Genomic DNA, 19585 nt, shown 5'->3' on the forward strand with positions numbered 1-19585 from the left:
AAGAAAACAGATTAAGAGAACAGAGAGTAAAGTAGTAGAGGGAATTGAAATGAGTTTTAATCATGCACAACATTCAACATCACTAAACCAGAGCTTGGCTGAGCTGAATGGCGATATTAACGTTTCTTTTGAATTTTTCCCTCCCGCATCACCAGAGATGGAACAGATCCTCTGGAACTCAATTCGTCGCTTAGAGCCACTGAAGCCCAAATTTGTATCAGTGACCTATGGTGCTAACTCAGGGGTTCGTGACCGTACCCATGGTGTGATTGAGCGTATTCAAAAAGAGACTGATCTGGTTGCTGCGCCGCATTTGACATTAGTTGACGCCAGCGACGAAGAGCTTAAAGAGTTGGCTAAGCATTACTGGAGCTCAGGTATTAAAGATATTGTAGCCCTACGTGGGGATCTGCCTGATGGTAGTCCAAAGCCGACTCGTTTTGCTAACGATTTAGTTCGCCTGCTTCGCTCTGTTGCAGATTTTGATATCTCAGTCGCTGCCTATCCTGAAGTTCACCCTGATGCACGCAATGCACAAGCAGACCTTATTAACTTAAAGAAGAAGATCGATGCGGGGGCTAACCGTGCAATAACGCAGTTTTTCTTCGATGTCGAATCATACCTCCGATTCCGCGATCGCTGTGTTGCAGCGGGCATTGATGTTGAAATCGTGCCGGGCATACTGCCTGTGACTAACTTTAAGCAACTGAAGCGTTTTGCTGGCATGACTAATGTGGGCATTCCTGCTTGGTTACATAAGCAGTTTGAAGGCTTGGATGATGATCCTGTTACTCGTCAGATGGTAGGTGCTAACGTTGCTATTGATATGGTTAAAGTGCTCTCTCGTGAAGGAGTCAAAGATTTCCATTTTTACACATTGAATCGAGCTGAATTGACATACGCCATCTGCCACACATTAGGTGTTCGCCCGGGTAAGTAGGCTAACGTGCAGTGATGGATATGGTTAAAGTGCTCTCTCGTGAAGGAGTCAAAGATTTCCATTTTTACACATAGAATCGAGCTGAATTGACATACGCCATCTGCCACACATTAGGTGTTCGCCCGGGTAAGTAGGCTAACGTGCAGTGATGGATATGGTTAAAGTGCTCTCTCGTGAAGGAGTCAAAGATTTCCATTTTTACACATAGAATCGAGCTGAATTGACATACGCCATCTGCCATACGTTAGGTGTGAGACCTGGTCAGTAAGTTTATAGTTTTAAGTTACGAGTACGCTTCGAGTGCCGAGATAAGTTTGGTTGGATAATATTGATGCTCTACCTTAACGGGTGGAGCATTTTTGTTTCCAACTTGTATTTGTTATAAGGTATTAAAAAACAAATTAAGGATAGCTAATGACAACATGGAAAGCTGGCTTGGTATTCTCTTGCGTAGTGTTACTGGCAGCATGCAGTAATGTTTCATTTCGAACTAATATCAGCCCAGATATTGCAGAAGTAGCCACGAGGTCTATCGCTGCTTCAGATGTTAGAGAGTTTACAATTGAAGAGATCTCACGTCGTGATAAAGAGATGCTTGGAGAGGTAAGATCATCATATTGCCAAGCCGGCTTCACAACTCCAGCTCCTTCTCGTGCTTTATTGGCAACGGATATGCGCTACAAAACGACACAACTTGGTGGCAATGTTTATGTCGTAATGGAATGTTTTAATTCATCTTATGCAAGTTGTAACGCTTATATGGAATGCCGTGCTTTAGCGTATGTTGTCACAGATGGTTCCCTTTGATCGTTATTTTGGTCACTGATATTTTTGGTCTGACGGATCATCTCTTGAAACTTCAAAAAAGGATTAATGACTCGGGGTATGATTGTGAAGTGGTCGATCCCTATATTGGTGTTTATCGGCATTTTATTAGTGAGTCGTTAGCGTATCAGACCTTTATGGCTGAGTGCGGTCATGAGCGTTATCGTGATTTGGTTAAAAGCAAAGTTGAAGCTGCTAATAATCCGTGTGTAGTAATAGGCTTCAGCGCCGGAGCTTCTGCGACTTGGAAGGCACTTGAGAAGCTTAATTCTGAAGCAATATTACATTTTATTGGATTTTATCCAAGTCAAATCCGGCATCATCTGAACATCAACCCATCATGTCCTGTGAGCTTTGTTTTTCCTGCTGTTGAAACTCATTTTGACGTTAATGCAGTTATTGAACATTTATCTCAGAAACCTTTGGTGATGATTAGCCTGACTCAATACTTCCATGGCTTTATTAATTTTTATTCATCCGCTTATAATGAGCTAGCCTCAGAGCAATACGTTAATCTTCTCTGTAACTCGCAGCTGTTGAGTGATTCTGCACTAATGCAGACAAATCTTACACATCTATCCAGTGTATAGTCACCCATTAAATCAGTATTACAATTTTCACATTAAAGCCTAAGATGAAACAGTTCATACAAGGGGAATATGATAAAGTGAATTCATTTGAAGAGCGCCTTCCGCTGAATGAACAGACACTTAATGTAATTGGTATGAGGTGATAAGGTGTATCAAGCTCACTGCCATGGCGTTGATGGCCTAGGGTATTACGGACAAGCTGTTGATGGAGGTCAGAGAGACTTGGCTCTAACTCTTACCTAATAAATCCTAAGTAAGAGTCAACACTTCTTAAACTCGAAAAGGTGAGCTAATGACGGATACTACATATAAGTCACTGTGCCATTGTGGTGGAGTTGAGTTGTCACTTTCACTGCCGGATGGCTTGGTCGATCCACGTCGCTGTGATTGCTCCATGTGTCGACGACGAGGTGCGATTGTCGCTTCCATCCCGCTAGCAGATCTCAAGGTGGTGAAAGGCGCTGAGTTATTAAACTTATATCAATTCAATACCATGAGTGCCAAACACTTCTTTTGTTCAAGGTGTGGGATCTATACTCACCATCAGCGACGATCTAACCCGCATTTATATGGATTCAATGTCGCGTGTTTAGAGGGGGATCCTTTTGACATACGCACTTTACTCAAGGAGGGAGTAACCTTGTATGACGGAGTCAATCATCCTGCCGATGCTAAAGAATAAAATATGAATGAAGATGACCAGACGCAATCCATGAACTGTCCATTGTGCCAAAATACCAATAGCTGTGCTCTGAACTCCAATCAGGAGATTGAAGCTTGTTGGTGCAAGAGTGTTAAATTTCCGCCTAAATCTGTTCTGATAGAGAAACAACTTGATGGCAGTGTTTGTATCTGCCAAGGGTGCCTCGAGAGGATTAAACAGGAGCTGGCGTTAGACTTGAAAAGAGTAGACTAACGCGTAAATGTAAGAAAGGCCATCCTTGGCAGACTGAAATCGATGTTGTTTTTATTCTTTTTTTGGTTTTATTCTTATCTATTCAATCACTTTAAACCAGTTCCATACTCTGCTAACTCAATGGCCATGTTAGAACATGCTATATCTAGATTCTTAGGCTCGCTTGGGAAGACTAATAATCTGCTGCTGATATCAGATTAACGCCCCGTTGAAAACATCCGTTGATAAGCCGTTTATGCGTTACGCCTTGCAGCATAAATGAGATATTGTAACGACCCCCTTTTACCGCCTTGAATCACCATGGCCATTTGGCCTTTGGTGACATATTGCCAATCCTCATTCATGATGTTGGCTATCTGATTGTCATACAGATCAAAAATGATGGGATCATCTCCTAGGGCTCGACACTTTACCGTTTCTTCATAAGCCCTATTGTAATTCCGACCTTGTAAATTATTAAAATAGATCATGAATTCTCCCAATAAACGCATGCTGATTATACTTGTAAATATACTATTGTATAGCTGTTTGTTTTTTCTGGCTTGGAATATACTCATTAAACGTTGAAGCGGTACCTTGGTGGGGATGGATTAGTGATGATAAATCGTTAATCTCTTTCAATCTTAAAGACTATAGCACTGAGGTGTAACGTTTTAAGGCCAACAAAGAAGAGTTTTGTCAGTGAATTCAATTTTTATCTTATAGACCCAGCTTAGTTTTTGGCGCAAAATCCTTGACCTCATTTCAGTGCTCTTCATGTGTTCAAGTAGGTTCCTTTGCAACAGAACAATTTCAAAATTGGGTTACTCTTTATCTCAACAGCGGTGTTTTTTTGGGGGATATTGCCGATAGCCCTTAAACTCTCTTCAACCTTTATCGATCCAGTTTCATTAACTTGGTTTAGGTTCTTAGTCGCTTTACTCGTCAGTCTTATCATTCAATATTTTAGTGGTAGGCTGAAACAGTTTGCCTCTTTAGACAGAAGGGCTTGGATAAAGCTGTTGTTTGCTTCAGTCTTTCTGGTGCTTAACTATGTTTCGTTTGTCTATGCGTTAAAATACTTAGCCCCAGGCACTGCGCAGCTTAATTTTCAGACGTCTCCTTTTTTCTTGGCTTTTGGTGGTATGCTCTTTTTTAAAGAGAAGTTGAGTGCTATTCAAATGACCTGTTTCGCGACGTTAGCGCTAGGCATGTTAATGTTCTTTCATCCATTTCTAGAATTTAATCAATCTGAAAACTCAACATTTTGGACCGGGATGATGATCATTCAATTCTCTGTGTGTTCATGGACGAGTTATGCTTTATTGCAAAAGTCACTGTTGGAACAGTTAGATCCCAGTAATGTTCTCCTTTTTATCTATGGAATGGGGGTATTGTTGATGACTGGGTTTGTCGACCTTAATCAGTTCACAAGCATGTCGTTGAATCATTGGGGTATCGCGATGTTTTGTGCCATTAACACCTTGATTGCCTATGGCTGTTTTGGCGCTTCAATGAAGTACTGGCCAACAGCTCAAGTGAGCGCCATGATGGCGCTTACTCCCGTATTAAGTTTTAGCTGTACGGCATATATGGTGAGTTTAGGTTTGTGGCCTGATATGTTTTTTAGTGATGCTTTAGATTTTCTATCCTTAAGTGGGATAGCAGTAATTATCTTCTCTGTCATAGTGTTACAGCTATTACCTACAATAATTTCTCGTAGAGAGAGGTTGATAGCGACGAGAGCATAGTCGAGTGGCTATTTAGCTGTACTATCCATTATTTGATGTTGCTTGATTTGATTCAAGCCAAAGTTTGAGTTTTAAAATAAGTTTATCGGGGTCGATAGGCTTAGCTAAGTAGTCATCCATACCAGACTGAATACATTTATCTTTATCACCCATCATAGCGTTTGCTGTCATCGCTATGATGGTGATCTTTACATACTCTACACCAGCTTGCCCTAACCGTATTGCTCGGGTGGTTTGATACCCATCCATTTCAGGCATCTGGCAGTCCATTATAATAATGTTGAATTTATTGGTCTCGTTATTCAGTTTATCAAGTGCCTCAATGCCATTGGCGGCAACAGTTGGAGTGACACCAAACTCCTCTAGGATCCCTAACACAACAAGCTGATTAACGTAATTGTCTTCAACTAGGAGTATTGAAGCTGTCTGATTCCATTGTTGTGTCACTTTGGTTGGAGCTGGTTCATATTTGTGGCTTAGCGTGGTGAGGTAGTTGTGTGTTACTAGTGGGACTGCATTTTGTAAAGTATCACCAGCATCAACGACGATGGATAGGGCTTCGAATAGATCTTCAGTGGTTGTAGGCTTAGGAAAGTAAGCATGGAAACCTAAATCTGCAAAATATTGTGCATCTCCTTCCTGGGACATAGAGGTCATCATTATGAGTTTTATCTTATTAAAATGCGGGGAAGTTTGCAGTAGCTTACCTAACATGGCGCCATCCATTTTTGGCATGCACATATCCAAAAAAGCGACATCGAAGAGCTGTTTATCTTTTTGTAACCTAGCCTGACAGAGTTTTAGTGCTTGAGGGCCACTGTCTGCTTCTGTAACCTCAGCTCCCCAGAGCTCGAGTTGCCCCTTAAGCACCTCTCTATTGGTTTCGTTATCATCGACAATTAATAAGCTAAGTGAGTTAATATCAATTCTGGGTAGGGTAAGTTGTGAGTGGTCAATTTTTTCCAAATGAATATAGAAGCTAAAACAGCTTCCATGATTAGGTTTTGTGGTAACACTTACATCTCCATTCATCAGCAGGCATAGTTTTTTTACAATGGCTAAACCGAGTCCTGAACCACCAAATACCCGTGTAGTTGAGGCGTCAACTTGACTGAAAGAATCAAACAGTGTCGAAAGCTTATCTTCGGGTATACCTATTCCGGAGTCATTAATTGAGCATTCTAGACACCAATATTTATCATCGAAAGAGTTTAATTTCGCGCTGATTACAATCTCACCCTGTGAGGTGAATTTAATTGAGTTGCCTACTAAGTTTGTGATTATCTGTCTAATTCTTCCAGAATCACCTTTTACGTTCGCATGTTTTATACCTGATAGATCTAATATAAGTTCTAGGTTTTTATTTTGCGCCTCAATAGCCATAGACTTAGCTATTTCTCCCAATATCTGATGCACATTAAAATCTAAATTTTCTAACTCTAATTTCCCCGCATCAACCTTTGAATAATCTAATATATCGTTGATTAAGGTCAGTAAAGATTGGGCGCTGGATTGTGCTAAAAATGCTTTACGTCTTTGTTCCTTTTTTAAATCACCATTGAGCAGGAGCCCAAGCATGCCTAATACGCCATTCATTGGAGTTCGTATTTCATGGCTCATACTTGCCAGAAACTCACTTTTGGCTAGCGCTGCATCTTCGGCTGCATTCTTGGCAATGATTAACTCATTTTCTGACTTTATCCGCTGAGTGATATCCTGATAGTTCCAGACTCGTCCATTTATTTGACCATCGAGTTTCATGGGTAAGGAGACTCGCTCTAATATGCGTCCATCATTAAAATAGAGCTTATCAAAAGTAGGATGTATGTCTTGGGTATTTAATATTGTAGTTTCTAGCAGTGTATTTTTATGTTGTAGTTGTGCATTGAGGTGTTGCTGCATTTGCCCTTTGTCATCTATTTTTAATGTTAAGTTGTCCAGCTTCCAAAGAGCTGAAAACCGTTTATTCATTTTAAAAATATTGCCCTGTGTTCCTGTGACCAATATGCCACTGTCGGTTGACTCTAACGTCGACTCTAACAGTGTAAGAGTTTGTTTTATCTCAAACTCAATTTTTTTACGTTCTTCGATCTCAATATCTAAAAGTACTTTATTGGTTGTGGTTAATTGCAGGTTTTCTGCCATGGTGTTCATGGCATCTCCTAAGGTTGAAATTTCATCATTACCTAGATTAGGTACTCGATAGCTGAGATCGCCATTGCCTATCGCTTCTGAGCCAAGGCGTAAAGTATCTAACCTATTTACTACCCCATGTTTAACGAGAAAATAGAGAAAGCTAGCCAATATAAATGCGCTAAATAGAGATGTTATTAAGATCACTTGAGAGATCTCTTTTAGAGGTTGTAGTACCTTATCCTGGTCATAAACGATCAGAACTTCATTATTTTGAACATGACTACTTCCGTGGTTATGTTTGGCATTCGTTGAGGTCAGCTCCTGAGGTAACGGACTTTTCGTCATTGTTTGTTTTTGTGAGGCTGCGAAGTGTTGTACGAGTACCTGACCTTGTTTAGATCGAATAAAGGCGGCGGTGACATGATTATTTGTATAGTTGAGTTCTTCGACTAACGTTTTAAGAACGGCTTGATTGACCTTATGCCAATCAATTGAAATCACTAACCATCCTATAAACTTGCCACGTTTTTTAATTTTAGTAGCTAGCCATTGGCTTTTATCTTTAGCAACTCCAATAAGGTTGAGGTATGGATCAATGTGGTAGGTACTGTAAAATGTATCCTCTTCTGTTAATGCATTAAATAGTGGATGGATTAAAATATTGTGTAGAAGTAAATTCTCGCCATCTAGCTTTTTATCATTATGATTTCGAGTGCTAGTGGAAAAAACAGAGCCGTCAGGTTCAGTGACTAGCACATAATTAATGAATGGATAAATATAGGGAAGGTCGTTAAGAACTTGGCTAATTCCACGACTGTCGTAGAGATCTAAGGCCTTTTTAATCTCTCGATTACGAGCCGCAACTTTTAGAATATCAAGTATCTGCTGTTGTTTATCATCTATTTTCGTTACTGCTAGTTCAGCATTGCCCTCAATATGACTTGCTTGCATCTCCAACATAAAGCTTCTGACTTGGAACTGGAGATAATATCCCACTGAGCCTATGACAAGAATGACGGTAATAGAGGCCGATACGATTAATTTGGTAATTAGCTTCATGCAATATAACTTGTGATCCTAGATTCAACTGCTCAATTTAGAGCTATGGAGTTATCAGTATTATCTTATCTCTGGCCTCATTTGACAGAACGATACCTAATTGCTTGAGGCTGTCTTTATTTGCTAGAAATAGGGGCGGATTTTGTAGTTCAGTTTCGAGTCTGGTAGGAGAGATCTTCTCCAAGAGGATTTTAGCTGCCTTTTTACCCGCCATCTTACCGAGTGTATAGAAGTCTGCTACGGGGCCAAATGTTGAACCTTGTTCGATACCGCTCTTATTTGAACTAAGGATAGGGAGTTTGTGTTGCAGAGATATATCGATTAATGCCGCTTCACCGCCTCCCTGTAATAGTGTGTCAGTTGTAGTAATAAACAGATCTACTTTGCCAACTTGTTCCATTGCCATTTGTGTTAATTCATTAATATCAGAGGGCTCTAGATTGATGCTGGTGATCCCTTCTCGTTTGAGTAAGCGGATAAGGTTTGCGGCTTGGATATTGGAATTAGGCTCTCCTTTACGGTGAAAAATAGCCACCAATTTAACATTGGGTTGGATGAGGTTAAGTAAAGATATATAGTTGATTAAAGGAATAAAATTACTGGTACCAACCAGATTGTTGCCGGAGTACTCGAAAGACTCGATAAGTCCTGAATCTGCTGGGTAGGTGACAATTGAAAAAACGATAGGCATCTGCTCAGGTAATATTTCCTTCATTATGGCTGTCCCTGGTGTAGTAAGGGAGTAAACCAGATCGACTTTTAAGCGCTTAAATTCTTGTGCTACTTTTTTTTGTAGTTGTTTATCACTGCCTATTTCACCTGCAAGATAACTCACATGTATATGCTCGACGAGACCAGCATCAGCCATTCCATCTTTAAATCCTTGAATGCTAGTATTGTAGCCAGACCAAGCAGCAATCCCCACCCTATATTGAGTGTCAGCTCTCGCCTGATTAAGATGAGTAGTGATGCTAAAAACAATAATAAGAAGTAAGGCGGTTAACCGTTTTTTGTCTACTGAAGAGAAATTTACCATGTGCATAGATTCTTTCATGAATGTTCTTGATATAACAATAGACTAAAATGAATTCTTTCATCTGAAAAGATGGCTATATTAGGTATTTTGATGAGGTTATCCCCGCTTCGGCACGGCATAGGAGATGGGAAGCTATGCCGTGCAGCTTGGAAATGCAGGGTTCAGAGGATTGGCGCAAGCCCACTTCGTTGTTGTATTCGCTTAACAAGGGAGTAAATCGATAGTGAAATGAGTTTACCTTGCTTTAATCAAGATATCTTTAAGCCAATTAATGGCGCTAGTTATACCTAACTTAGTGGCTGGAAATATTTTAATATTGATGTCATCAAGAGCGACCCGTTGATTTAACTGGGGAGGAATATGCTCGTTTTGTCGGTCATGATATAAGATAGCGAGAGCTCTTTGATGCTCAAGAGAAGCCAGACAAAGTTCGGCTTCGAAAGTATAACTGTATTGGTTTTGTTTATTGATGAGCAGCGCAAAATCTCCTGGATAAAAATGGCTGAGGTAATTATCAAGTTCTTCTACCATCTCTATACCTAGCTCAACTCCGCTGTCGACAATAACCTCTGCTATATCACAGTCTAAATGGTTGATAGTGCAGCCAAAACTTAACCTTTTCATGCTTTCCTCTTTGTTGTTTTTTATTGAGAATTGCCATTAATAATATAATTGATTGCGTTGCGGGTTGCAACGCTAGAGTTTTGCGCTGTTAATTATCGGTTATCTAGTTTTATATTTTGTCGTGTGTGATAGGGCAAGGAGTACTAAACAAGGAGTTAGAGTGGGATGGAAAACTGGATGTCATTGTTGTTGGGGCTGGGGTTGTCGGGCTCGCCATTACCGCTAAGTTAAGTACTATGCGTCATAGCGTTGCAATATCGATAGGAAAGTTGATTGTTACAAGCATGCCTGAGTTTTCAGTCTATATATCACCCTCAACCAGTATCATTGATAGCCACTGTCCGAGTTAGCTTAAAACAGACGTTTCTTAGTGTAATTAAAACGTTATTATCCCAATATTGATGCCGAGAAATTACAGCCATTCGGGTATTAAAAAAGGAGCCATTTGGCTCCTTTTTTGTTTATTAGCTCACTTTATAAAAAGTGCACTGATAAATTATTTACTCACTAGCAGGACCTTTACGGTGTGGCTTTCTGTCACCCGTTGGACGACGATCGCGTGGACGACGTGCTGGGCGGCTATCGCCACCAGCAGGTAATTCTGCGCCATCTGCTTCACGTATGTTTAGTGGCTTACCACAAACACGAACTTTTCTAAGGTGCTCAAGCACATCTTTTGGCATTCCATCAGGCAGATCGATAGCTGTTATGTTATCGAATAACTGAATTTGACCAATGTAACGGCTGTCGATGTTTGCTTCGTTAGCCACTGCGCCAACAATGTTACCGACTCCAACACCATGCTCACGGCCTACGTCGATGATGTAACGACACATCTTAACGTCTGGATTGTCTTTTAGTGCATCGGCTTTACCAAGATTAGTTGGAGTCGGACGAGCATCACGACGAGGACGTTCTGCGCGATCACGCGGAGCACGATCACGAGAGTTACGGTCACCACGATCACTTGCATTACGATCATCACGACTGTCACGCTGACGTTCGTTAATTGATGGTAACTGAAGAGGGCGATCTTTTTGAACTTGTTGCAGTAATGCAGCAGCAAGAACGTCAGTATCCACTTCAAGTTGCTGACAAAGTTGTGCAACAGCGCCCTTCATGAAATCTAAAGAGTCTTTAGCAATGATTTCAGAAACTTGTTCACCTAAACGAGATAGACGACGCTCAGTTACTGTCTCTGGACTTGGTACATCCATTGGCGAGATACGGCTGTTAGTCGCACGTTCGATAGTGCGTAGCATACGCATTTCTCTATGAGTGACGAACAGAATCGCCATACCAGTACGACCAGCACGGCCAGTACGGCCAATACGGTGTACATAAGCTTCAGTATCATATGGGATATCGTAGTTAACTACGTGTCCTATGCGCTCAACGTCTAGACCACGGGCCGCTACGTCAGTGGCGATAATGATATCTAGCTTGCCACGCTTAAGCTGATCAACTGCACGCTCACGAGCCTGCTGGTTCATGTCACCGTGTAGTGGTGATGAAGCATAACCGCGAGCTTCTAGCTTTTCAGCTAGCTCAACACAGCTGTTACGAGTACGAACGAAGATGATGATACCTTCAGTCTTCTCAACTTCTAGAACACGTACTAGTGCTTCGAGCTTGTTATGCTGTGATACTTGAACGAAACGCTGTTCAATGGTTTCAACAGTTGTTGTTGTCGTTGCAATTTTAACGTGAACAGGCTCAGTCAAATACTTGCTAGCAACACGCTTAATCTGCTCAGGCATAGTAGCTGAGAAAAGTGCTAGTTGACGCTCTTTAGGTGTGTGCTCAAGGATCCATTCGATATCATCGATGAAGCCCATTTTTAGCATTTCATCAGCTTCGTCAAGTACCATAGCTTTAAGCGAATCTAGCTTAAGAGTGCCACGACGCATATGGTCCATAACACGGCCAGGAGTACCAACGATGATCTGAGGACCACGTCTAAGAGCATTAAGCTGTTGTTGCATGCTCTGACCACCATAAATAGGTAGTACGTGCATGCCCTTCATAAATTTAGCGTAGCTAGCAAATGCTTCAGCAACCTGAACAGCAAGTTCACGTGTTGGCGCTAGTACTAAAATTTGTGGAGAATTAAGGTTAGGGTCAATTCTATTCAAAAGTGGCAGAGCAAAAGCACCGGTTTTACCGGTACCTGTTTGCGCTTGACCTAATATGTCCTTACCGGCCATAAGAGGAGCGATACTCGCAGCTTGAATAGGGGTAGGCTTTTCGTAGCCAAGCTCGTCAAGAGCACGCAGCAAAGGCTCGGAAAGACCGAGTTCGCGGAAAGTTTTTTCTTCGGATGACATGGGTTGTAGCCTTGTGGAATAACAGAGTGCAAATAGTGCACTTAGGTTTATAGACAGAAAATCAACCCCGTGTCGACTTCCCGCAACAAAATTTGCTTTAATAAGCCGATTATTATAGCAGGGTGCAATTGGTATTACCAATTAAATATAAGGCAGCAATGGATAAATACGACTATTTAAAGGTAAATAGCTGGCCAATTAATAAGTTAGCGTAGAAAAAAATAATTTATTAGTCGAATTTATGGTACGTTTTCTAGCTGTAAACTGTTTATTATTAGCAGTTGGTGCGCTGAGGCGGTTACAGCGGCCAGAAATTCAAGATCTATTTTTTCTACGGTGTCGCTAGGTGCATGATAATCTTGATGAGGTGGGACGCCAAAGTAGAGCCAAGGGATCCCCGCTTTATGTAAAGGGTAGTGGTCTGAAGCCCTGAGCCAGTTGATGTGAGCCGCCATGCTTGTACGTTTTCTGGAATGGTAGGCTCTGATACAAAGCCCAGTCTCTTTTATGAGGTTTTGCTGAATTAACGAAAACTGACTGAACCCTCTTCTCCCCTCTAAATGGATCACATTGGAGCGATCTGGTCGACCGACCATATCTAAGTTAACTGCTAGCTCTATCTGCTCGGCATTAGGAATGGAATGAGGCAAGTTCAACCTTTCAACTAGGGCATAGCCACCATAGAGACCGGGCTCTTCTGCATCAGTAGCCACAAACATCAAGTTTGTGTCTTGGTAGAGTGATCTATTCGCAGCAGCATAAGTGGCAAGTTGTAACATGGCTGCAATGCCGGATGCGTTGTCATCGGCGCCTGGGTATATTTTGCCTCTTTTTATGCCTAAATGATCATAGTGGGCGACGATAAGCCGCCAATGTGAAGAGGGGCGTGATGCTGTAAGCACTCCAACGACATTACGACCTTGGCGATGATGAAAACCTTGTGAATAAATAAAGGGAACATCAAAGGCTGCATTTTTGACTTGAGAGTCGATTCGATTATCGAGTGGAGTATGGGGTTGGTCGTTGCTTCTGTGTGGTAATGCCGGATAAAACCAGGGGGTAAGTCCGATCTGAGTGAAACGTTGATTGATATAGATGCGGGTCAAAACGGCGCCTTGACTCCCCGTTTTTCTCCCCTCCAATTCATCAGAGGCAAGTTTAGCAATATCGGTTTGTAGACTCTTAGTATCGACCCAATTTGATGTTAGTTGGGTTTTACAGCTAGGTTTAAACGTGGAACATGCACTGAGTAATAACACAGAGGCCAGCATTAATAAGTGCTGGAGATGGATTTTCTGCAAGAACCTAACCGCGATCTTTTCGTCAGTAAAACCCATCTATATTCCTCTGCTTTTATTTGCCTAGTTTTAGTTTACTTCCAATAAAGGTTTAAGAAAGCGTGCCGTATGAGATTCAGTATTCTCGGCGACCTGCTCAGGTGTTCCTGCAACGAGTATTGTTCCACCGCCATCGCCGCCTTCTGGTCCTAAGTCGATGATCCAATCGGCGGTTTTAATCACATCTAAGTTATGCTCAATAACCACAATGGTGTTGCCGTGAGCCTTTAATCGATGCAATACATCCAGCAAGAGCTGAATATCGGCAAAGTGGAGACCTGTCGTTGGTTCATCGAGAATATAGAGGGTTTGGCCTGTGTCTCGCTTAGAGAGTTCTTTTGCCAGCTTAACACGTTGCGCTTCACCACCGGATAGGGTCGTGGCACTCTGCCCCAAACTGATATAAGAGAGACCTACCTCTATTAAGGTTTGCAGCTTTCTGGCTATGGCTGGCACCGCTTCGAAGAAGGGTCTAGCCTCTTCAACAGTCATGTTCAGCACCTCATGGATGTTCTTACCCTTGTATTTAACTTCTAAGGTTTCACGGTTATAACGTTTACCTTTACAGTCATCACAAGGTACATAAACATCGGGGAGGAAGTGCATTTCAACTTTTATCAGGCCATCCCCCTGACAAGCTTCACAACGTCCGCCTTTGACGTTAAAGGAGAACCGACCAGGCTTATAACCACGGGTTCGAGACTCTTGAGTGGCAGAAAACAGCTCTCTGATAGGCGTAAAGATACCCGTATAAGTGGCTGGGTTTGAGCGTGGAGTACGGCCAATCGGGCTTTGATCGATATCGACAACTTTGTCACAATGATCCATGCCTTTGATCTCACGGTACGGCGATGGTTCATCGACCGTTGCCCCATTAAGTAGTCGATGGGCTATCTTGTAAAAGGTATCGTTGATTAGGGTTGATTTACCTGAGCCTGATACTCCGGTAACACAAGTAAATAGCCCAACAGGTATAATTAGATCGACATCTTTAAGATTGTTACCGCTAGCACCGAAGAGCTCAATAAGCTTATCGCCATTATAGGCAACGCGCTCTTCACTAATGTGGATCTGCTTCTTACCTGAGAGGTATTGGCCAGTGATGGATTCTTCACAATTCAGAATATCCTCTAAGGTACCGTCGCAGATCACTTCACCGCCATGCACACCAGCGCCAGGACCGATATCGATCACATGATCAGCCATTTTTATCGCATCTTCATCGTGTTCGACTACGATAACTGTGTTACCAATGTCACGCAGATGGATAAGTGTCTGCAACAGTCGCTCATTGTCTCTTTGATGCAAGCCGATAGAAGGTTCATCGAGAACATACATCACACCCACTAGACCTGCACCAATTTGACTGGCGAGTCTGATCCGCTGAGCTTCACCACCGGAAAGGGTGTCGGCAGAGCGAGACAGACTCAAATAGTTAAGCCCTACATTGACCAAGAAGCCTAAACGGTCGCCCACCTCTTTGAGTATTTTTTCAGCGATTTGAGCTCTTTTCCCTGTGAGCTTAAGCGTGGAAAAGTACGCCATGGCTTCGCCGATGGACCATTGAGTTAGCTGTGGCATGTTGAGATCATTGATGAAGACGTTACGCGCTTCTTCACGTAGGCGAGAGCCGCTACAGCTTTGACAGGTTTGGGTATTGATAAATTTGGCGAGCTCTTCTCGAACAGCATTTGACTCTGTTTCGCGATAGCGTCTATCCATATTATTGAGGATGCCTTCAAATGGATGATTGCGCACCACGACATCACCGCGATCATTGATGTATTTAAAGGCGATACTCTCCGTTCTTGAACCATAAAGAACGAGTTTCTTTATGTCAGCACTGAGCAGTACAAAAGGCTTTTCAACATCAAACTTGTAATGTTCCGCAAGCGAGCTGAGCATTTGGAAATAATAGAAATTACGTCTGTCCCAACCCCGAATCGCGCCGCCAGCCAATGATAAATCACCATTGACGATGACACGTTCAGGATCGAAATATTGCTGCACGCCAAGACCATCACAAGTGCCACAAGCGCCAGCTGGATTGTTAAATGAGAAGATTCGTGGTTCGAGTTCCGCCATTGAATAGCCACATTGTGGACAGGCAAAATTAGCAGAGAAGAGCAGCTCTTCATCTTTATTTTTTGAGTCACTGTCCATGTCGGCAACGGTGGCAATACCACCTGAAAGCTCGAGTGCCGTTTCAAATGACTCTGCCAGTCGCTGTTGGATATCGTCGCGAACTTTAAAGCGGTCAACGACCACTTCAATGGTGTGCTTTACATGCAGCTCAAGCTCAGGTGGGTCGGTGAGATCCCATACTTCGCCGTCGATACGAGCGCGAATGAAACCTTGTGCCGAGAGTCCTTCGAGCAGTTTAACATGCTCACCCTTACGATTATTGACCACAGGGGCAAGCAGCATTTGCCGGCTGCCGGCTGGGAGTTCTAATACTTTATCCACCATTTGACTGATGGTTTGGGCTGCTAAAGGTTGACCGTGGGTTGGGCAACGTGGTTCACCGATGCGGGCAAACAACAGGCGTAGGTAGTCATAGATCTCAGTGATGGTTCCCACCGTCGATCTAGGGTTGTGTGATGTCGATTTTTGCTCGATCGAGATTGCCGGGCTTAACCCTTCGATATGATCAACATCAGGCTTTTCCATCAAGCTTAAAAATTGACGAGCATAGGCTGAAAGAGATTCAACATATCGCCTTTGACCTTCGGCATAAAGAGTGTCGAATGCCAGAGATGATTTACCTGATCCCGAGAGACCAGTGATCACGATTAATTTATTTCTGGGAATTGTCAGGTTGATGTTTTTTAGATTGTGGGTGCGGGCACCACGTACTTCAATCTTGTCCATCTGTCTCTCTATGCCAAATAAAAAAGAGATCGATTATCGCACAAAAATTAACAAAAGCAGAGAGGATAAAATGAGTGGCAGTGTGGGGAAGATTTAGGATCGAAAGTGGGCAGGGTATAAAAGCCAAAATTTGAGGCGAACAATATTAGCGACGATATAACGGCTTTTGAATACACGGAGCATTGGACTTACGAGAAAGCCAAATGCTTAGCAAGTTATTTTCAGTGTTTTGATTCTATCATCTGCTAGGCAGCGATGAACTCGCAGTTTTTTGATTTTCCTTTTGAGCTAATTAAGGGCTTCGTGATACCATATCCGACTTATTTATGTATTCAGATCAGGGCGGAACATGGCCAATAGCGGACTCTCAAAGACTGAGACGAAAGTCGCGTTTTCTTTAGCCAGTGTATTTGGTTTACGCATGATGGGCTTGTTTATGATCATGCCTGTCTTTGCGCTTTACGGGCAACATCTTGAAGGGTTTTCGCCTTTATGGGTGGGTATTGCCATTGGTGCCTATGGTCTGACTCAAGCTGCATTACAGATCCCTATGGGGATTTTATCGGATAAATTTGGTCGTAAGCCTATTATTCTTATTGGCTTAATGATGTTTGCCTTTGGTAGTCTGGTGGCCGCTAATGCGGACACTATCTATGGCGTAGTGGCAGGCCGTGCGATACAAGGCATGGGCGCTATAGCCGCCGCAGTTCTGGCGCTAGCAGCTGACTTAACTCGGGATGAACAGAGAACTAAGGTGATGGCGATAATCGGTATGTGTATCGGTTTTTCCTTTGCGTTATCACTGCTAGTAGGCCCTATTGTTGCCCAGTTTCTGGGGTTGTCAGGTTTGTTTGCGATAACCGCAGGCCTAGCTGTTTTAGGGATGGTCATCGTACAATTTCTCGTACCAAATCCGATCACTCAAGCGCCTAAAGGGGATACCTTAGCCATGCCGGCTAAGTTGAAAGCTATGGTGACCGATCCTCAACTGTTTCGCTTAGACGTTGGGATTTTTATTCTGCACTTGGTGCTCACTGCCGTATTTGTGGCTTTGCCGCTGGACTTAGTGGATGCGGGGCTGGCGAAAGAAAAACACTGGATGCTTTATTTTCCCGCTTTTATGGGGGCTTTCTTCCTAATGGTGCCGCTCATCATCATAGGTGTGAAGAAGAAGAATACTAAAGCGACGTTTCAAGTTGCTCTGGTTATCATGATGCTGGCATTGGCTTCAATGGCACTGTTTGCCAATAATCTTGTCGTGTTGAGTATCGCAGTTGTGTTGTTTTTTACCGGTTTTAATTATCTGGAAGCATCATTGCCCAGTTTGATTGCCAAGTTCTGTCCTGTCGGAGACAAAGGTTCTGCCATGGGGGTCTACTCAACGAGTCAGTTTCTCGGCGCCTTCTGTGGTGGAATTTTAGGCGGTGGAGCTTATCAGTTAGTCGGTGCTGAAGGGGTGTTTGTGGTCGCATTGGGTTTGATGACGGTGTGGTTATTCTTAACCTTAGGCATGAAGAATCCTGTGTTGCTAAAGAGCTATACCCTTGAAGCAACAGTTGAAGGTAAAGAGCAAGCGAGAGCCATGGCAACTAAGTTATCTGAACTCGCCGGTGTTGCCGAGGCGATAGTGGTGCTTGAAGAGAAGGTCGCTTATTTAAAAGTTGATGAGCATTTCGATTTAAGAGAAGCGCGAGCTGTGTTAGGCTCTGTCAGTTAAGTCGTAATTTCATGTCATTTGACAGGAATTCGGTGTAGAATTTATTGTAATTTGTAAGTATATCTCAGGAGATTTCAATGGCCAGTCGTGGTGTCAATAAGGTAATTTTGGTCGGTAATTTGGGTAAAGACCCTGAAGTTCGTTATATGCCTAATGGCAATGCCGTCGCCAACTTTACAGTGGCGACGAGTGAGTCTTGGAAAGACCAACAAGGTCAACCACAAGAACGTACTGAATGGCACAACATCGTTATGTATCGTCGTCTGGCTGAAATTGCTGGCGAATACCTTAAGAAAGGTTCTAAGGTCTATATCGAAGGGAAACTGCAAACCAGTAAGTGGCAAGATCAGTCTACCGGTCAAGACCGTTATAAGACTGAGATTAATGCTAGTGAAATGCAGATGTTAGATAGCCGTGGCCAAGGTGGTGGGCAACAAGGTGGCGATTATGGCCAACAACAAGGTCAGCAGCAAAACCAATACAATGCACCGCAGCAGCAAGCTCCACAACAAGGTTATGCGCCTAAGCCTCAATCTGCTCCACAGCAGCCTGCTTATGCACCTAAACCTCAGTCAGCTCCTCAGCAGCAAGCACCACAGCAAGGTGGCTACCAGTCACAACAGGGCCAGCAACAAGGTCAGCAGCAAGCTCCTGCCTACGCGCCTAAGCCACAAGCCACGCCGCAGCAGCGTCCAGCACCTGAGCCTCAAAAGGCAGCACCACAGCAGAATTTTACCCCAGATCTTGATGATGGTTGGGATGATGACATCCCCTTTTAGCACTTAAAATCTAAGCTGTCACAATTAGACTAAAGCCTCTTAATTAAGAGGCTTTTTTATTGTCTATTGTTAGCCTCTCCACTCTATCATCTAGCCCAAAAGTATTACTTCTTTCTTCTCGCTTTTTTGTATTTTGATTTTTTGAACATTTTTGTCCGTCAAAAAATATGTATTGCTGATAGTGTAGTTATTCGCTCCAAGCCACAGTATTACAGGGCTTGAGTAAATCCTACTTAGCTGTGTATCGAGTGCCATATAGTGAGCCTTTGTATTGATTGAGGTTGATAACATATGAAAAAGTGGACATGTTTATTATTGTTTCTTTTAACTTTTCCTACTGCAACATTATCGTCTGAAGATGACATTGAAATCAGTGGTTTAGTTATAGATAGGACTCTAACGCGTTTTGGTAAAGACTTTGGTTTTTACTATTCAAGTTACTGGCGAGATCTGACTTTTACTCAGGGCTTCAACGTGACTTTATACGAGACCGTGTTTCCACAGGCAGGAACTCAGCTGACATTAGAGGTTAATGGACAAACCATCTATATCACTCATTTTGGGCGTAGGGCTAACCCGATAAAAGCGCGAGCGGAACAAGCGATTTTACTTACTATTGATTATATAGCCCAGATAAAGGCGAATGCGGTTACTGGTGAATTAGTCAGCATCGATGACGGCTATTAGCCACAGAGATT

Annotated in this window: 17 protein-coding genes and 1 pseudogene; 11 read left to right on the top strand and 7 right to left on the bottom strand. The window is 42.7% G+C overall.

Annotated features, from left to right (window positions below):
• The first annotated feature begins 49 nt into the window (after window positions 1–49).
• From metF to HWQ47_RS03465, 6 genes and pseudogenes are all read left to right on the top strand, one after another.
• On the top strand, window positions 50–940 hold the full coding sequence (gene metF, locus HWQ47_RS03440; protein ID WP_269969800.1) for a methylenetetrahydrofolate reductase: 891 nt from the start codon (window positions 50–52) through the stop codon (window positions 938–940).
• Between the two features lie 148 nt (window positions 941–1088).
• A pseudogene (locus tag HWQ47_RS03445) lies at window positions 1089–1208 on the top strand (methylenetetrahydrofolate reductase); the annotation flags it as partial.
• Window positions 1209–1354: 146 nt separating this feature from the next.
• Complete coding sequence (locus tag HWQ47_RS03450; RefSeq protein ID WP_269969801.1) at window positions 1355–1747, top strand: hypothetical protein; 393 nt, start codon at window positions 1355–1357, stop codon at window positions 1745–1747.
• A 44-nt stretch (window positions 1748–1791) separates the two neighbouring features.
• On the top strand, window positions 1792–2355 hold the full coding sequence (locus HWQ47_RS03455; RefSeq protein ID WP_442802066.1) for a hypothetical protein: 564 nt from the start codon (window positions 1792–1794) through the stop codon (window positions 2353–2355).
• Window positions 2356–2647: 292 nt separating this feature from the next.
• Window positions 2648–3037: a GFA family protein gene (locus HWQ47_RS03460; RefSeq protein ID WP_269969803.1), complete on the top strand. Its 390-nt coding sequence runs from the start codon at window positions 2648–2650 to the stop codon at window positions 3035–3037.
• Between the two features lie 3 nt (window positions 3038–3040).
• Window positions 3041–3271 (top strand): cysteine-rich CWC family protein, encoded by a 231-nt coding sequence (locus tag HWQ47_RS03465; protein WP_269969804.1) that lies wholly within the window; start codon window positions 3041–3043, stop codon window positions 3269–3271.
• Between the two features lie 233 nt (window positions 3272–3504).
• On the opposite strand, the gene HWQ47_RS03470 is transcribed toward HWQ47_RS03465, so the two are convergent.
• On the bottom strand, window positions 3505–3741 hold the full coding sequence (locus tag HWQ47_RS03470) for a hypothetical protein (RefSeq protein ID WP_269969805.1): 237 nt from the start codon (window positions 3739–3741) through the stop codon (window positions 3505–3507).
• 306 nt (window positions 3742–4047) lie between these two features.
• Here HWQ47_RS03470 and HWQ47_RS03475 point away from each other — a divergent pair, with 306 nt between their 5' ends.
• Complete coding sequence (locus HWQ47_RS03475; RefSeq protein WP_269969806.1) at window positions 4048–5001, top strand: DMT family transporter; 954 nt, start codon at window positions 4048–4050, stop codon at window positions 4999–5001.
• Between the two features lie 21 nt (window positions 5002–5022).
• Here the strand turns inward: HWQ47_RS03475 and HWQ47_RS03480 are convergent, their stop codons facing one another.
• The 3 genes from HWQ47_RS03480 to HWQ47_RS03490 all read right to left on the bottom strand — a co-directional run bounded on the left by HWQ47_RS03480 (window position 5023) and on the right by HWQ47_RS03490 (window position 9856).
• A complete protein-coding gene (locus HWQ47_RS03480; RefSeq protein ID WP_269969807.1) occupies window positions 5023–8196 on the bottom strand; it encodes a response regulator in 3174 nt (1057 codons plus the stop codon).
• A 43-nt stretch (window positions 8197–8239) separates the two neighbouring features.
• The gene (locus HWQ47_RS03485; protein ID WP_269969808.1) at window positions 8240–9250 is read right to left on the bottom strand and encodes an ABC transporter substrate-binding protein; all 1011 of its coding nucleotides are present in this window, start codon (window positions 9248–9250) and stop codon (window positions 8240–8242) included.
• Between the two features lie 216 nt (window positions 9251–9466).
• Window positions 9467–9856, bottom strand: a complete 390-nt coding sequence (locus tag HWQ47_RS03490) for a hypothetical protein (protein ID WP_269969809.1) — start codon at window positions 9854–9856, stop codon at window positions 9467–9469.
• A gap of 116 nt (window positions 9857–9972) precedes the next feature.
• Between HWQ47_RS03490 and HWQ47_RS03495 the strand changes: the two genes are divergently transcribed.
• Entirely contained in the window at window positions 9973–10206 is a 234-nt protein-coding gene (locus tag HWQ47_RS03495; RefSeq protein ID WP_269969810.1) for a hypothetical protein, read from the top strand.
• 150 nt (window positions 10207–10356) lie between these two features.
• Here the strand turns inward: HWQ47_RS03495 and HWQ47_RS03500 are convergent, their stop codons facing one another.
• The 3 genes from HWQ47_RS03500 to uvrA all read right to left on the bottom strand — a co-directional run bounded on the left by HWQ47_RS03500 (window position 10357) and on the right by uvrA (window position 16391).
• A complete protein-coding gene (locus HWQ47_RS03500; RefSeq protein WP_269969811.1) occupies window positions 10357–12183 on the bottom strand; it encodes a DEAD/DEAH box helicase in 1827 nt (608 codons plus the stop codon).
• Window positions 12184–12422: 239 nt separating this feature from the next.
• Window positions 12423–13520, bottom strand: coding sequence for a M28 family peptidase (locus HWQ47_RS03505; RefSeq protein ID WP_269969812.1), 1098 nt, complete (start codon window positions 13518–13520; stop codon window positions 12423–12425).
• A 30-nt stretch (window positions 13521–13550) separates the two neighbouring features.
• Window positions 13551–16391 (bottom strand): excinuclease ABC subunit UvrA, encoded by a 2841-nt coding sequence (gene uvrA, locus HWQ47_RS03510; RefSeq protein ID WP_269969813.1) that lies wholly within the window; start codon window positions 16389–16391, stop codon window positions 13551–13553.
• A gap of 349 nt (window positions 16392–16740) precedes the next feature.
• On the opposite strand from uvrA, the gene HWQ47_RS03515 reads away from it, so the two are divergent.
• The 3 genes from HWQ47_RS03515 (at window position 16741) to HWQ47_RS03525 (ending at window position 19574) form a co-directional block, all read left to right on the top strand.
• Window positions 16741–18108: an MFS transporter gene (locus HWQ47_RS03515; protein ID WP_269969814.1), complete on the top strand. Its 1368-nt coding sequence runs from the start codon at window positions 16741–16743 to the stop codon at window positions 18106–18108.
• Between the two features lie 77 nt (window positions 18109–18185).
• Entirely contained in the window at window positions 18186–18887 is a 702-nt protein-coding gene (locus tag HWQ47_RS03520; protein ID WP_269969815.1) for a single-stranded DNA-binding protein, read from the top strand.
• A 291-nt stretch (window positions 18888–19178) separates the two neighbouring features.
• The gene (locus HWQ47_RS03525) at window positions 19179–19574 is read left to right on the top strand and encodes a curli production assembly/transport protein CsgE (protein ID WP_269969816.1); all 396 of its coding nucleotides are present in this window, start codon (window positions 19179–19181) and stop codon (window positions 19572–19574) included.
• The last annotated feature ends 11 nt before the right edge of the window (window positions 19575–19585 follow it).

Origin of the sequence: Shewanella sp. MTB7, from assembly GCF_027571385.1 — a bacterium.
GTDB lineage: Bacteria > Pseudomonadota > Gammaproteobacteria > Enterobacterales > Shewanellaceae > Shewanella.